This is a genomic window from Desulfovibrio desulfuricans (assembly GCF_024460775.1).
GTDB lineage: Bacteria > Desulfobacterota > Desulfovibrionia > Desulfovibrionales > Desulfovibrionaceae > Desulfovibrio > Desulfovibrio desulfuricans_E.
The window spans coordinates 143,966-156,242 of the sequence record NZ_JANFYZ010000006.1; the positions used below are offsets into that span (position 1 = coordinate 143,966).

17 protein-coding genes are annotated in these 12,277 nt (G+C 60.8%); 2 read left to right on the forward strand and 15 right to left on the reverse strand.

What is annotated here, in order from left to right; genetic code table 11:
• The 14 genes from NE637_RS09375 to NE637_RS09440 all read right to left on the reverse strand — a co-directional run bounded on the left by NE637_RS09375 (position 1) and on the right by NE637_RS09440 (position 10,190).
• Positions 1–591 carry a phage connector family protein gene (locus tag NE637_RS09375; protein ID WP_227118732.1) on the reverse strand — a complete coding sequence of 197 codons (591 nt, stop codon included), beginning with the start codon at positions 589–591 and terminating at the stop codon, positions 1–3.
• Between the two features lie 82 nt (positions 592–673).
• Positions 674–1,117, reverse strand: a complete 444-nt coding sequence (locus NE637_RS09380) for a hypothetical protein (protein WP_227118733.1) — start codon at positions 1,115–1,117, stop codon at positions 674–676.
• 102 nt (positions 1,118–1,219) lie between these two features.
• Complete coding sequence (locus NE637_RS09385; protein ID WP_227118734.1) at positions 1,220–2,212, reverse strand: major capsid protein; 993 nt, start codon at positions 2,210–2,212, stop codon at positions 1,220–1,222.
• 71 nt (positions 2,213–2,283) lie between these two features.
• Positions 2,284–2,838, reverse strand: coding sequence for a hypothetical protein (locus tag NE637_RS09390; RefSeq protein ID WP_227118735.1), 555 nt, complete (start codon positions 2,836–2,838; stop codon positions 2,284–2,286).
• Positions 2,819–3,184 (reverse strand): hypothetical protein, encoded by a 366-nt coding sequence (locus NE637_RS09395; RefSeq protein ID WP_227118736.1) that lies wholly within the window; start codon positions 3,182–3,184, stop codon positions 2,819–2,821. Before NE637_RS09395 ends, NE637_RS09390 begins: the two co-directional genes overlap by 20 nt.
• Positions 3,184–5,049 carry a portal protein gene (locus NE637_RS09400; protein WP_256267698.1) on the reverse strand — a complete coding sequence of 622 codons (1,866 nt, stop codon included), beginning with the start codon at positions 5,047–5,049 and terminating at the stop codon, positions 3,184–3,186. The genes NE637_RS09395 and NE637_RS09400 overlap by 1 nt, the downstream gene beginning before the upstream one ends.
• A 1-nt stretch (position 5,050) precedes the next feature.
• Positions 5,051–5,833 carry a GNAT family N-acetyltransferase gene (locus NE637_RS09405; RefSeq protein ID WP_192113654.1) on the reverse strand — a complete coding sequence of 261 codons (783 nt, stop codon included), beginning with the start codon at positions 5,831–5,833 and terminating at the stop codon, positions 5,051–5,053.
• On the reverse strand, positions 5,833–7,209 hold the full coding sequence (locus NE637_RS09410) for a terminase large subunit domain-containing protein (RefSeq protein ID WP_227118738.1): 1,377 nt from the start codon (positions 7,207–7,209) through the stop codon (positions 5,833–5,835). Before NE637_RS09410 ends, NE637_RS09405 begins: the two co-directional genes overlap by 1 nt.
• A gap of 31 nt (positions 7,210–7,240) precedes the next feature.
• On the reverse strand, positions 7,241–7,597 hold the full coding sequence (locus NE637_RS09415) for a hypothetical protein (protein WP_227118739.1): 357 nt from the start codon (positions 7,595–7,597) through the stop codon (positions 7,241–7,243).
• Complete coding sequence (locus NE637_RS09420; RefSeq protein ID WP_192113651.1) at positions 7,597–8,010, reverse strand: DUF2730 family protein; 414 nt, start codon at positions 8,008–8,010, stop codon at positions 7,597–7,599. The genes NE637_RS09415 and NE637_RS09420 overlap by 1 nt, the downstream gene beginning before the upstream one ends.
• An 82-nt stretch (positions 8,011–8,092) precedes the next feature.
• Entirely contained in the window at positions 8,093–8,404 is a 312-nt protein-coding gene (locus NE637_RS09425; protein WP_192113650.1) for a hypothetical protein, read from the reverse strand.
• Position 8,405: 1 nt separating this feature from the next.
• The gene (locus tag NE637_RS09430) at positions 8,406–9,089 is read right to left on the reverse strand and encodes a glycoside hydrolase family 108 protein (protein WP_192113649.1); all 684 of its coding nucleotides are present in this window, start codon (positions 9,087–9,089) and stop codon (positions 8,406–8,408) included.
• Positions 9,090–9,313: 224 nt separating this feature from the next.
• Positions 9,314–9,946 (reverse strand): Mor transcription activator family protein, encoded by a 633-nt coding sequence (locus tag NE637_RS09435; protein WP_227118740.1) that lies wholly within the window; start codon positions 9,944–9,946, stop codon positions 9,314–9,316.
• Positions 9,936–10,190, reverse strand: coding sequence for a hypothetical protein (locus NE637_RS09440; RefSeq protein ID WP_192113647.1), 255 nt, complete (start codon positions 10,188–10,190; stop codon positions 9,936–9,938). Before NE637_RS09440 ends, NE637_RS09435 begins: the two co-directional genes overlap by 11 nt.
• 330 nt (positions 10,191–10,520) lie before the next feature.
• On the opposite strand from NE637_RS09440, the gene NE637_RS09445 reads away from it, so the two are divergent.
• Entirely contained in the window at positions 10,521–11,195 is a 675-nt protein-coding gene (locus NE637_RS09445) for an XRE family transcriptional regulator (protein ID WP_227118741.1), read from the forward strand.
• Between the two features lie 161 nt (positions 11,196–11,356).
• Here the strand turns inward: NE637_RS09445 and NE637_RS09450 are convergent, their stop codons facing one another.
• A complete protein-coding gene (locus NE637_RS09450) occupies positions 11,357–11,602 on the reverse strand; it encodes a hypothetical protein (RefSeq protein ID WP_192113645.1) in 246 nt (81 codons plus the stop codon).
• A 206-nt stretch (positions 11,603–11,808) separates the two neighbouring features.
• Between NE637_RS09450 and NE637_RS09455 the strand changes: the two genes are divergently transcribed.
• Positions 11,809–12,201, forward strand: a complete 393-nt coding sequence (locus tag NE637_RS09455) for a NirD/YgiW/YdeI family stress tolerance protein (protein WP_192113644.1) — start codon at positions 11,809–11,811, stop codon at positions 12,199–12,201.
• Positions 12,202–12,277 lie beyond the last annotated feature (76 nt).

Sequence of the window (12,277 nt, forward strand, 5' to 3'; positions counted from 1 at the left end):
TCAGCGCACGGCAAGCCAGGGGTCTTCAACCGGACGGTCGCTGCGTTCGGACGCGGCGGCGCTACGGGCCGGGGGCAGGCTGGCGGCATAGAGCTGCTCCAGCTCGGTTGCCTTCTGGCTGCTGCCCTTAAGCAAGGGGGCGGCTATGAGGGCGGCCAGCTTGCGGGCCAGCATGTGCGCAAAGAGGTCATCAAAAAGGCGGCTGTTGCGCACATCTTCCGTGTACAGGGCAAGGGCGCGCGCCGCATCGGTGAGCAGCAGCGAGCCATCGCCCGCAGCGTTCTGCGCAAGGCAGAAGGGGCGGGCCGTAATGCCTTCGTGGCGCACCTCGTGCACCTTGAGGCAGTCATCGGGCAGTGCATAGGCAAAACGGAATTCCGGCGCGTAGCCTTCAGGCAGCGGCACAAGGGCCATCCATGTTCTGCGCTGGGCAAAGCTCCAGGGAAAATCGCGCAGCACCTGCCGCCGGGCGGAATCCCAATACAGGCGGCATTGCAGGGCCTCTGGCGTATTTTCCTGCTCCGAGGCAACACTGCGCGTCCCCAGAAAGCCCAGCGCGCGGTTCCACACGCTTATCTGGCTGATGGTCATGGCAGTTCCTGTGATGAAGTGGAGAAAAAGCCTCCGGCCTGCCCCGCAGGGGGCCGGAGGCTGTAGACTGACGGGCTGAGTTTTAACCAGCCATGATGGCAGGTTCGTAGGGCAGGTCTTCCTCCCGCGTGAGGGCGGCAAAGATGCGTCCTTTGCTCACGGTTTTGCCGTCAACGGGTGTGACGGCGAAGGCCAGACGCAGCCAGCTCTTGCGCACGCCCTGGGGCAAAAATCGCAGGTAAGGGCGCGCGCCAAGGCCGAGGCCGGGAGCTTCCACCGGGTTGGGCACCGTTACCGAAGCACCGGGAACGGCAGCCCATGGGCCGTCGGCGTGATCCGCCTCCTCCATGCAGATGGTGAGGCTCTGCGTTTCATCCGGGGCAAAGGCCTCGGTAACAGAAAACCGCAAGGGCATGGGCTCCATGCGTCCCGGAAGCTTCAGGCCGGTAAGGGCCACCGGTTGTCCCGTGGCGTTGGCAGTAAGGGGGCCTTCAAAAAAAACGGAGTTGCGGTCGATAATAGCCATGAAAACTCCTTTGGCAGAATATTGGAAGAACAGCGAAAAAACAGGCGGGTTGCGGCGTGGAAGCCCCGGCAAGGGCTTCCACACGTTACAAAGGATTGTGCCTTAGGCCACCACTCCTTCGCTGGAGAGCACGGCATCACACTGGCGCACAGGGCGACCATGCAGCACCGGCACGGCCTTGGAGTCAAAGAACTCGCCGTACTGCAACTGCACGTTGCCCGCATCGGAATTCTGCAATTCAAGGGCGGTGAGCACATCGGCATTGGCGTACCACACGGCTTTCTGGCGCAGGTGCTGGGGCATAAGGTTCTTGGCCTCGATGGTCAGCTTCTGCATATCCACAAAGCCGCTCTGCCCCTTGCGCTTGCCAAGCGAGGCCACAGGCAGGTTGGCGATGCGAACGATGCCGCGCCAGTCGCGCACGGCAAGGCCGCAGCGCCAATTGTACTTGTCGCCCACCACCTGATATTTGCGGCCGTCCGGATCCTGAGCCATGTAGGTTTTGAGGTCTTCGTGCGAGAGGCCGCCGTTGCTCTCCTTGGGGTAGACGCCGTGCACGGACTGCGCGCCCCACGAAACAAGCCACAGGGAGGTGCAGCCGCCCTCGTCGCGCCCGCCCGCATCGAGCACGTTTTTGGCGTCCAGCGCGGGGTAGCGCATGGCAAGGCCGTTAAACTCGTCGGGGTTCAGATTGCTGTTGCCGTAAAAAAGGGTTGCAGCCACCTTCTGGCGCATGGCTTCGGCAAAGGCCACGCCTTCGCTCATGCGAAAGGCTTTGTCGCGGCTGCCGTAGAGGCGCAGTTCTTCCACGTCCAGCTCCATGATGGCTTCAAGGATGCCGCAGCCTTCCTTTACCTGGCTCCACTGTGATTTGGAGGGCGGCGTGCCCTGATACAGCCTGCGCCAGTAAACTTCGGGCAGTCCTGTACGGATGCGGGTGAGGTGGCCGTCGCTCTGGTTGGATTCCATCCAGAGCACATCGTCCATGATGTCGTTGGTTTTGTTCATCAGTTCGATGATCTGCCCGGCCTTGTCGCCACGGTAGAACTGTTCCATTTCGGCCAGGGACACCACCAAACCCATGGAATTAGCCATAATACCCTCGTCTGTTTGCAGGTTGCTCAAGAAATTTTGTTGCTGTGCAATGCAATTTGCAGGGGCGCAAATCAGATGCTTCCGCTACGCGAACTCCAGCCCGCGTACATGCGCTCTTCAAGCGGCGGCATGGAACCTCCCGCCTGTCCCTGCACCAGCCCGTCCTCCATGAGGGCATCGGCAAGGCGGTTGAAAAAGCGCAGCACGTCAGGGTTGTTGCCGTAGCCGGTCTGTTCCAGCAGTTGGCCGATGCGCTTGCTTTCATCAAACCGGTCAAGGGCAAGCTGGGCGCGCGCAACAGTGGCAGGCAGGTTTGCGCCGCCGATCTGCGGGTCTTCCGTGGCCTCCTTGCGCCATTTGTTGACCTGCTCCTGCCACTGGAGGCGCTGGCCTGCCTCATGCTCGCGCAGGCGCTGGGCGAAGGGGTCAGCCTGCGGATGGGCCTGTGACTTGGCCTGTTCATTTGCCTGGGCGGGATTTTCTGCGCCAGTGGCAGCCTGTGGCGCTGCGGCGGCAGGGGCGCCACTGTCGGTTCCTCCGTTGCTCTGGTCTGCGCCGGAAAAACCGGTCGCGGAGGAAAAGGCGTTTTCGGCAGTGGAGGAAGCCTCAGAAGGTGTCGAGATCATGAACGTCGTTCTCCTTGGTTTGCAGCAACCGGGGCAAATGTCCGGGGTTTGCCTGTTGCATGAGGCGCATAAGGCGCATGCCGATCATGCGTTGCCCCTCGGCATAAAAAAGGCGAGAGCTTTGGCAGGATTCGGGCGCATTGCCCACATCCTCGGCGCTGAAGTTGCGGCACAGATGCAGCAGCCAGCGCAGCAATACGCGGCCCTGAGGCTGTGCCATCAGCCCGTCCACTGCGGCCCGCATGGCCGCATCGAACGTCTGGGCGCGGTTGGCGGTATGCTGCTGCGCCTTTTGTTTTGTTTGGTCCTGCTGCTCCGCCTGTTCGTATGGGGCAAAAACATCCATCAACGATATTCCTCCGGCTTTGCGCCCTTGGGTTCGTCACGTTGCTCCGCCTGTCCTGTTGCCTGTGCCTTTTTCGTATGTTCAGCGCGGGCCAGGCCGCCCGGCAGGGCGTTGCGCAGCAGACGCGTGATGCCGTCCAGCACGCGGCCCTGTTTGCCGTCCGGGCCGGAAAGCGGGCTTTGCGAGAGCTGACGCACCATATCCACCCCTTTGCCAAGGGCCTCTGTGAGAGCTTGCGTCTGGGCGGCATCAGCCCTGGCGGCCCGCAACTGCTGACGTTCCTCCGGCGAGCGCGTGAGGCTCACGGGCAGGCCCAGACTTTCCGCATAATTATCAAGCAGGTGATCCACATTGAGGGTGTCCAGGGCTTCGGGCCACGCGCTGGAAGCCTTGAGGGTCAGGGCCATGTACTGGTCTGCCGCATTGATGCCCACCAGCTTCTGGGCTTGCGCCAGCAGGGAGACAAACTCCACGCGCAGGCGGCGGCCAGCCAGCTCGGGCGGGCAGGGGGGCAGCATGTCCAGCTCGCGCATGCACTCGAAGGTGCGATCCATGAGCGGAATGAACAGTTCATCGTGCAGGCGCTCCAGCACAGGGCCAACAAGCACCAGTTTTTCCTCCTCCCGCGCCGCGATTTCGCTGGCTGTCACGCCGCTGCGGCCGTCAAGGATGAGCTTGAACAGATCGTTGTAGAGTCCTTTGCGTATTTGATCCTGAACCGACTCCATAGCCTTGCGCGCCGTGGCGAGGTCGGGGTTTATCTGCAACAGGGGCGTTGCCGCCTGTGGGCTTTGACCCGGCGCGCTGTCCACGTAGTTGACGCCGCCGGGGGTGAGATCAAGCCCAACGGAGCGCAGGCCCGCAGCCACGCTCATGGGCGGGTCAACCGCCTTGTGGATGGCCTTGAGCGTGGTGACGCCCATCTGTTGCAGCATGCGGCAGTCGGGCAGGGCGTCCATGGCGGGCGAGCGCCCGTACACATCGTTGCCCGCCACATCCCAGCGCGGGCCAAAGCCCGGGAAGGAACGAAAGCCCGAAACCTTGAGTGCATGGCGGTTGCCGTCGCGCCCTTCCAGCCAGTAGACGGAAGCTACGGGCATGCGGCTTGCGTCTGCCAGCCCGTGCTGCGTGTTTTCACGCGGGTACACAGCCTGAATGACGTTGCGCCGCTCCTCGGGATTGCGGCGCGCCGCCTCGCGCAGGGTTTCGGGCAGGGCCGAAGGGCCGAAAGCCTGAACGATCTGGCGCAGGGTCATGGCGCTGCGGCGGAACACCGTGTCCACCCGTCGCGTTGCATCGCAGTCCAGCGCATATTCCCCCGCGCAAAGGGGGATAAAACGGAACCCGTGCTGTGGATCAGCAAGCTCAAACACAAAGGCCGTGCCAAAAGTGCCCAGTTCGCCATACATGGTGTGCATGGCATTGTAGAAGTTTGACCGCTGGAACACGGTGCGCATCCGGTTGGCGACTTCGTCCAGCCATGCCTGACCGGGGCGGCTGCGGGCCAGGTCGGCATCGTCAAGGCTTAGCCGGAACCAGGGCCTTGCCGGACTGGTGAGCCCGCCCTGAAGGCCAGCCGCCAGCGTACGCATGGCCAGAATGCCGGTGGCGTCCACAAGCCCCCGGTTGAGCATGGGGCCTTCTTCCGCCGCGTCTACCTGCGGATTCAGGCGGCAGTGCGTGGGCAAAAAATGATCAGCCAGGCTTTGCCATGCCGCGTCCCAGGGGGCACGACGCCGCAACAGGGCATCATGCCGCCGGGAAAGGGCCTGTACGTCCACAGCATATTGCGCATGGCTCTGCATGGTATTCTGGGGGGCGGGCTGCCCTGCAGGCGCAACGCTGTTCTGGATGTGTGCGGTCACGCTACTGCCCCAGCAGGGTTTTGCGCGTTGCATCGACGCGGTTGAGCGGGCTGGTGTACACTGAACCGTTGATGCCTGCCGCCTTGGCGGCTTTGTCTTTCTGGTTCTGGCGCGCTGCGGTGGCGGCCTCGGTTACGGGTTTTTCCACTTCCTGCTTGGGAACGGGCGCAACTGCGGGTACATCAGGCGTGCCGCCTCCTCCAAATCCCATGACGTTCTCCTCATGTTGAATGGTTGCTGTTGGTTGCTGCTGTATGATTGCCAACAAGTCCTGCGGTGCGCAGAGCACCAGTACGCCGTCCACCCATGTCTTTTTGCGGGTATGCAGGCATGCGCCGGGCAAGCGTCCAAGCACACGGAATCCGCAGGCTTCGGCCAGCCTCCATGCATGGCGGTTGGGGGTTGGGCAAATCCCCATAACTGCGGAGCAGTCGAGGTTTGCAAAAGCCCAGTTCAAGCCCCCGTGCGCCATGGACACCGCCAGCCGCGTCCATTGACGAAAGGTGGTGAAATCAAACTCCCACACCCGCCCCCTGCGGGGACTGAACATGGCGCAGGCCAGCAATGGGGCCGGGCTGGACAGGCAAACAGAGGCGGACTCCGGCGGCGGGCCGTAACAGCCCAGCAAGACGCCCCTGTCCGGCGCGGTGATTGATTGCCACTGGGCCAGCGTGGGCTTATGCAGGGAACTCATGGCGCTGGCTGTCAGGCCTTCGGCTTCCATGCGTTCAAAAACGGCGTCGCGGGCGTGTTGATCCACAATGGGGGCGTAGGTAAAGCGCATCAGTGGCCTCCAAAAAAGTCGTAGTCAGTGCGGGCGCGGCGCGCGCCAGAGGCTGTTTCCTGCTGCGGGCGAAAGCCCGTGACGGCGTAGCGCAGGGCGTCTGCCGCGTGGCTTGCCCAGTCGTGCAAGGGGCCGGATCCTGCCTGCGGGGCCTGCAAGCCTTGCGCGGAGCCAGCCTTCCAGCGCCGCCTGTAGGCCCGCAGGGCCTTTACGCCATGGGCGCAGGCTGCCGCATCAAACCAGAAGCGCGGCAACTGGCGGCGCAGGGCATCTATGCCGTCAGCCAGCGACAGAGCCGGGGCCAGGGTAAAACGTATGCCCAGTTGGGCGGCGCTTTCCCAGCGGCTCAACCCGGTGCCCAGTTCGCGCACGCGGATGTCGTGCGGGGCAATGTGGGTGCCGTAAACAAATCCGCGTCCGCCAATGGTTCCATCTGGGAGATTGGGGGCCGTGGCTTCCGCTGTTTCAGCAGGGCGGGCCTTGGCGGCCAGCACCTGCGCATAGTGCGCCAGTCCCTCGCCGGAAGCTTCGTAGTAGTCGAGGATGCGCCAGCAGCCCGATGGCTCCACCTGAAAAAACCAGATGGCCGTGGCGTCATCCATGCCCAGATCCCAGGCTGTATGCACGGGAAGCTCCGGCGCGTGGGGCAGGGGGCGGATGCGCCCCTCGCGCTCTGCAGCATCCAGCAGAGGCGCGTAATAAGCACCGCGCACCGCCGCTGCAAACGAGCATTCAAACTCTTGAAGATACTCGGCCTCGTCCATGCCCCGGCGCGCCGCAGCCAACTCCTGCTGCGGCAGGTAGCCGGTTTCTGAGGCGGGAAAGCGGAAGCGCGACCAGATGCCTTCTTCGTCCGCGCCTGCCTGCTGCCATACGTCATAGAGCAGGTTGTCCGTACCTTGAGGCGTGCCGCAGAACAGCGCGCGGCCCTGACGGTCAGCCAGCATGGGGCGCAGCACCTGCGTCCATACCTCGCGGGGCATGTCTGCCGGTTCGTCCAGCACCAGATCATCCAGATACAGGCCGCGCAGGGCTTGCGCGTTTTCCGTTCCCAGCAGACGGATGCGGCCCCCGGTGGGCAGCACGCAGACAAGCTCGCTTTCCAGAAATCGCGTGCCGGGCACGGCCCCGGCAAACTGTTTGCAGTAGTCCCAGGCGACCGCCTTGGCCTGCCCCAGAAAGGGCGCGGCATAGGCCGCCCGCCAGTCGTGCCTGCCCACGCGCAAGGCCTGACGCACCAGATCATTGACCGCCGCCACCGTTTTGCCGAAGCGCCTGTGGCAGAGCAGCACGCAGAAGCGGGTGCGCTCCTCGTGAAAGCGCCACTGCAAAGGGCGAGGGCAGTATGGGATGACGTGGGGTGCAGGCTGGGACATGGAAAATATCCTTGTTTTTCAGGAGAAAATATTAGTTGCTTGAGCCGTAGTGCGGCAAAATGTTCTGCACGGGCGGTTTGCCGGATGCACATGACGCCTTGGATGATGTCCGGGGCGATGCTTCGGATAGATTTGCGGGCAGCCTGCCGGATGCCGCGCTTGGGGGGCCGCCCCACACAACCACCATTCTGGGGGGGGCATCGGGCGAGGCTTCATCGCGCAGGGAGCGCAGGATTGCGTGCAGTTCCTTTATTTCTTTGACAATATCGATACTTTTCTCCGCAATATCAGCTGCGCTGAGGGTGCGGGTGAGCAGGTCGAGCCGCTGCTCTAGGCTGTCGAGCAAGGGGGAGTTGCGGCAAGCACTTTTGCGTTTTGCAGGGGGCATCAGTTGCAGCCCCCCGCAGTATCGGCGCCTGTGCGGCACGCGAAGGCCGCACCACCCTGAGGCACAAGGCGAAGGCGGTCTTCCTGACGCTCAAAGCTGTGCTCAAGCCGCTCAAGCAACCTGTCCAGACCAGAAATGCGTACATTGAGCGCCTGAATTTCACCGCGCAGGGCCGCCAGTTCGTTGTGCAGGCCTGCTAAGTCTGCGGTATCGGGGGCGAGCCGCAGGTTTTCCTCTATGGCGCTGAGCCTGCGGGTGGTTGCGACCTCCCGCCGGGTATCGCGCTGTACGTGCAGCAGGTAGTCCTCCTGCCGCACAAAGGCCCGGCGCAGGCTCCACAAGGCCCAGGCAAACAGCCCCTGCACAAGCAGAACAAGCAGGCTTGCCCCTGTGGAAGAAAAAATGTCCATCATCACAGCATCCTTCAGACCAGTTGGCCTGCTCAAAAGTAAATTGGCCCAGTGTGTTGCCAGATCGCTGCAACTATTGACTGGCCTAAAATCCCAGCCCCAGCATGCCCAGCAGCAGGGTCATGATCTGGTTCAGGGCCGAGGGCGGCAGGTGGTCGCTCCAGCCCGGAAAAAGCAGGGGAATAATGATGAGCCTCCCCGCAACCTCCCAGCAGAACAACAGGGAGAGCATCCAACCGAGGAAGGAGCGCCACAGCCGCAACATGCTTGCGGGCGCGCCGCCCACCTCAGCCTCATTGATGCGGCTTTGCGCATCGTTCTGCCGGTTGCGGTCGGGCAGAATTTTGCCCACAGCGCCGGTGATGCCGCCCAGCAGATTCCCTAGCAGTGCCCACATGTCAGTTTGCCTCCCGCTCAAGTTCCGCAAGATACTGGGCCAGGGCCTTTACCCTGTTGCGCCAGCCTTCAAGAAACACTTTGAGGGATGGACGGCGGGCAGCCAGATCACGGTAAAAGGCATCGCGCAGGCGCAGTATCTGCCGGGCGGCAAACCACTGGAGGTTGGATGATTCCAGCGCTTCAGCCAGCTCTGCAGTGCGGGGGCCGGAGATTCCGTCCTCGGCAATGGGCCGGTAGTGGTCGAGCTGGGCTTCTCCAACGGAATTCATGCCCTGCTGCAACTGGCGCACGGATCTGGCTGGCCCCATGTTGACCGCGCCATCATACAGGGCCACGGCCAGTGGCAGGGGCAGAGCGGCGCAGCCAAGGGCATCCCAGAAGTGCTTTTTGAAAAGCGCGGCGGCCTGCTGCCGGGTGCAGGCGCGGATATCGTCAGCGTCCACATCGCCGTCCATATCCAGATCAAGTCCGTTGTACGTGCAATTGGGGGTACGAGCAGCAGAGCAGCCATCGCAGCTTTTGTGCTGGCGCAGGCATTCCTGCCGGGCCTGCAGGGCAAGATCCTGCACCCATCGCAGGGAAACCCCGTACTTGGTCAGACCGCCCGGATCAGCGGGATGGTCCGTGAGGCCGCCTTCCCATCTGGCGGTGAAGGCATGGGCAGTATCAAACAGATTGGGCATGATGAGACTCCTTGGCATGATGTGGCCGCAGTCAGCGGCGTGAGGAGAACATGCCAAAAAGCCGGGCGCGCGTAAGACTGAAAGGATTCAGCAGCGTCAAAGGCGCAGGATGCGTTGTTTTTGCAGTATCTGGGAGGAAAATGAGGAGTTGGTGGCAAAAAAAGCCAGCATAAACGCTGGCTTAAATTTTTTAAGGGCAGGTAGTCTGCTGTTTTCGGCTTAATTTACAGTGCATTATCGTGCTTTTGGGCCGAAATTTGCGCGGAATCGCCAAGCATTAGCAGCAGCCTGGCCTGTGAGGGGACGGAACTTTCTTTTTTCAGAATCTGCCATACGCGGCGGTCAGATATGCCGTGGCGGCGGGCCAGGCTGGACACCGCAGCCGTGCTGCTTGAACCGCGCCCTGTGCTGCGTGAAAAACCTTTGACGATCTCATGCTGCCTGAGGCGGGTCATAAGCGCCGTGCAGCGGGGCACATAAAGGCTTGTGCCGCCAAAGGTCGCCATGAGTTTGCGCAGGCATCGCAGGCCAAGGGTTTTGCGCAGCGGATGCGTTCTGTCCTTGGGCACATTGCGCGGTACGCGTATGCATTGCCCTCCAAACGCGTGTAACACCCCCCAGAATTGTTTCATGTCGTTCAGGGCCCTCCATATCAGACGCGCATTGTCGGGCAAATGGTTGATAAGTTCGCGCCATTGTTCTTCTGTTTCGGCCATACGCAAGGAATTGCCCCATGCGGGATTATTTTTGCGGCGTATACGCGGATCACCCTCTGGGGTAGAGGCTTTCGCCGACGATTCGGTAAGTTCTGGTTGACTGTTGTCGGGCTTTGTCGGGTCAATGGGCCTATTGGTCATGGCGCGTCTCCACAGTTTGGCAGGCGCGCGCGGATATGTCGGTTGCGGGCGATTCTGGCGTTGAGGGTGATGTTTGTGAGCGGATGCAAAACTGCGCGGAAAATTCCTGATCCATCTGGCAGGCCAGAAGACGCAGGTGTTCGATGACGAGACGCAGTATGGGCTGCTGGATGGCGCGCTCGCCAGAATGTAAGGAATCCAGCACAGCGCTCAGGTTACGGATGTCGTCAGGAAATGCGGACATGCTATGCTCCAAAAATAGGAAATTAAATTTACCGGGCCGTAAAATAGAAAAATCACTATTTGTGGGGATAGTCAAGGAAAAGTTTTATTTATAAGAAAAGTTTTAACAATATGAATTTATTTACATAAATTTTAAAATATGCAGAAAATTGCACCTCTTTGCATCATAGGTTTAAAAGTTTTCTTTGAAGTTCAAGGAAAACTTGAAATTACCTAAAAACAAATATAGATGTGTACAAACGGCTCGTTTTTTTTATGAAAAAATATGGTCTGTGCTGGTTGCCCATCTATGGCTCCGGCACTTCAGGGCAGCAAACAACAAGGGAAAAACATGAAGAAAACACAAGCGCCCCTGGTATCAGCTTTTGGAGCGCGTATGCGTCAGCGCAGGGAAAACTTGGGTTTGCACAAGCAGGTACTGGCAGACACGGTGGGTCTGAGCCTGACGACAATTCAGCAGTATGAGAACGGGCAGATGCCCAAGGGCAGCCATGCCGTGCGGCTTGCCGATGCTCTTGAGTGTTCACTGGATTGGCTGTTGGCAGGGCGCGGTGATTGCGGCAATAGTATGGTGCACACGCCTGAAGCGCGGCTTATGATGGTTCCCATGGCCGAGGCCCGGCTCTCTGCCGGGACAGGAAGTTTTGAAGCTGGCGGCGAGGTGCTGCGGCACTATGCGTTCAGGTGGGATTTTTTGCAGCGTAAGGGTAACCCTGCGCAGATGGTGCTGCTGCGCGTTTCTGGCGACAGCATGCAGCCCCGTATTGTGAACAATGACGTGGTGCTGATAGACCAGAGCCAGCGTGAACCGGTGCCGGGGCGCATATACGCTGTGGGCGTGGAGGATATGGTCTATCTCAAGGTGCTGGATGCCATGCCGGGCAAGCTCATACTGACCAGCATCAACCCGGATTTCGCCCCCATAGAGGCTGATACCAGCGAGCAACTGGGGGGTCTGGTGCGTATCATCGGCAGGGCCGTATGGGTAGGGCGGGAGCTGGACTGAGCCAATCAGCCCGCATGCGGCTACGGCTGGCGCACGCATGGCTTTGATCTCGGCTGGCGTGCAGCATCAGCCCTGCGGGGCAGATATCTGCCCCACCAAGGCGGTCTGGCAAAAAACGCCTGTGCCTTATAGGGGCGGGGCAGCCACGGGGCCGCCTGCTATCAGTTCTTGAGAGCTACGCCTGGGGCGGCGATTTTATCTATGTCGTGTTCGCTGGCAAGGTTGCGGTTCCATGCGCGGATGGCCGCCCCTTGCGACACCGACCACTGCTGCGAGGTTTGCCCGCAAGAACAGACAACGCGCCATACCTCCTGCCTGCGGCCAGGGGGAAGCATGGATTCCAGATGGACATTGGTGCCGCCGCATGCAAGGCAGGGGCGGATGGTGTGCGGATCAAGCTCTTTCATATAAGCAACCATACCAGTTTTGAACCGGTATCACAAGGACTGCGTCTGTTAATAAAGAGCACCAATGTGAAAGACGCAGCAGAGAAATATTTTTTTTACAGGCTGGGGCATTCTTAACGTTTTGCTGACGTGAATATTTGCAATGTAAGTCCGCACGCGACATGTGGCGCGTTGCAAAATTTTTTAAGCACCTTTCTGGAGGAAATATGCGTTATCTGCTCGTTATGATCATGTCCCTCATGCTTGCCGCCCCGGCCTTTGCTGCCAACACCGCCGATGCCCCGGCTGCTCCTCACTCTGCCCGCAAGGCCAAGAGCGTGACAAAAGTCGCTCCGGTCGATACGGTAGCCAAAGCTTTGGCCGCTGCCAACAAAACCCCTGTGTCCGTTACCGGCACCATCGTGGAACCTGTGCAGGGCAAGAAAAACCGCTACGTCTTTGAAGACGGTACTGGCCGCATGACCGTGGCCCTTGGCAAAAAGGCCGCCGCTGCCGCGCACATTGAAGCGCAGAGCAAGGTTCATCTGACCGGCGTCATGGTGGTCAAGGCTGGCAAGGAAAGCGTGATGGCCGTACGTAAGGCTGAAATGCAGCAGTAGCCCGCGGAATTGCGGCAATTTCCCGATGTCCGCAGGCTGCGCCACAGTGCGCGGGCATCGGGAACTGCTTTTAAAA

What these genes read in the sequence shown, in the direction of transcription:
- NE637_RS09380 (WP_227118733.1), bottom strand. Translation starts at nt 1,117, where the DNA reads ATGGCTATTATCGACCGCAACTCCGTTTTTTTTGAAGGCCCCCTTACT.
- NE637_RS09425 (WP_192113650.1), bottom strand. Translation starts at nt 8,404, where the DNA reads ATGTGGGCACTGCTAGGGAATCTGCTGGGCGGCATCACCGGCGCTGTG.
- NE637_RS09395 (WP_227118736.1), bottom strand. Translation starts at nt 3,184, where the DNA reads ATGGATGTTTTTGCCCCATACGAACAGGCGGAGCAGCAGGACCAAACA.
- NE637_RS09390 (WP_227118735.1), bottom strand. Translation starts at nt 2,838, where the DNA reads ATGATCTCGACACCTTCTGAGGCTTCCTCCACTGCCGAAAACGCCTTT.
- NE637_RS09405 (WP_192113654.1), bottom strand. Translation starts at nt 5,833, where the DNA reads ATGCGCTTTACCTACGCCCCCATTGTGGATCAACACGCCCGCGACGCC.
- NE637_RS09410 (WP_227118738.1), bottom strand. Translation starts at nt 7,209, where the DNA reads ATGTCCCAGCCTGCACCCCACGTCATCCCATACTGCCCTCGCCCTTTG.
- NE637_RS09440 (WP_192113647.1), bottom strand. Translation starts at nt 10,190, where the DNA reads ATGTCCGCATTTCCTGACGACATCCGTAACCTGAGCGCTGTGCTGGAT.
- NE637_RS09385 (WP_227118734.1), bottom strand. Translation starts at nt 2,212, where the DNA reads ATGGCTAATTCCATGGGTTTGGTGGTGTCCCTGGCCGAAATGGAACAG.
- NE637_RS09420 (WP_192113651.1), bottom strand. Translation starts at nt 8,010, where the DNA reads ATGATGGACATTTTTTCTTCCACAGGGGCAAGCCTGCTTGTTCTGCTT.
- NE637_RS09415 (WP_227118739.1), bottom strand. Translation starts at nt 7,597, where the DNA reads ATGCCCCCTGCAAAACGCAAAAGTGCTTGCCGCAACTCCCCCTTGCTC.
- NE637_RS09450 (WP_192113645.1), bottom strand. Translation starts at nt 11,602, where the DNA reads ATGAAAGAGCTTGATCCGCACACCATCCGCCCCTGCCTTGCATGCGGC.
- NE637_RS09375 (WP_227118732.1), bottom strand. Translation starts at nt 591, where the DNA reads ATGACCATCAGCCAGATAAGCGTGTGGAACCGCGCGCTGGGCTTTCTG.
- NE637_RS09455 (WP_192113644.1), top strand. Translation starts at nt 11,809, where the DNA reads ATGCGTTATCTGCTCGTTATGATCATGTCCCTCATGCTTGCCGCCCCG.
- NE637_RS09430 (WP_192113649.1), bottom strand. Translation starts at nt 9,089, where the DNA reads ATGCCCAATCTGTTTGATACTGCCCATGCCTTCACCGCCAGATGGGAA.
- NE637_RS09445 (WP_227118741.1), top strand. Translation starts at nt 10,521, where the DNA reads ATGAAGAAAACACAAGCGCCCCTGGTATCAGCTTTTGGAGCGCGTATG.
- NE637_RS09435 (WP_227118740.1), bottom strand. Translation starts at nt 9,946, where the DNA reads ATGACCAATAGGCCCATTGACCCGACAAAGCCCGACAACAGTCAACCA.